Source organism: Rhizobium sp. 18065 (genome assembly GCF_902706095.1).
Lineage (GTDB): Bacteria > Pseudomonadota > Alphaproteobacteria > Rhizobiales > Rhizobiaceae > Allorhizobium.
The window spans coordinates 1-495 of sequence record NZ_CACSJP010000027.1 but is presented as its reverse complement, the minus strand read 5'-3'; the positions used below and the strand labels follow the sequence as shown (position 1 = coordinate 495).

Sequence of the window (495 nt, the reverse complement as noted above, 5' to 3'; positions counted from 1 at the left end):
GGGCTGGGTGGCCTGGACGCCGGGGCAGATGGACGTCACCCAGGCCGCGCTGGTGGCCGAATCGCTGATCTTCGCTGCCGCCATGGCCTCGCGCCTGCGCATGCTGCGCATGTCGGAGCAGGCGCTCGGCCGGCGCACGCGCGAACTCGTGGAAGTGCTGGGCACCGACGCCCTCACCGGCGCGGCCAACCGTGCGGGCCTTGGGCGCCGGGCCGGCGCGGCGCTGGAGGCGGGCGAGCCGTTCGCGCTCATGCTGCTCGACCTGGACGGTTTCAAGGCGGTGAACGACACCCATGGCCACCAGACGGGCGATGCGGTGCTGCGGCACCTGGCGGGGCTGATCGCGGGCTGCGTGCGTTCCACCGATTTCGTCGCCCGCTTCGGCGGAGAGGAGTTCGTCGTACTGCTGCCCGAGCCCAGCGACCGCGAGGAAGGCCGGCTGGTCGCCGAGAAGATCCGCATCGCGGTGGGCGATGCGCCCTTCCCCGGCGTGGG

At 73.1% G+C, this 495-nt stretch carries 1 protein-coding gene; it reads left to right on the top strand.

The window, feature by feature from the left end; translation table 11 throughout:
* Positions 1–28: 28 nt before the first annotated feature.
* Positions 29–495, top strand: a 467-nt coding sequence (locus tag GVK95_RS25130) for a GGDEF domain-containing protein (RefSeq protein WP_200844381.1), incomplete at its 3' end; no start/stop codon positions are given.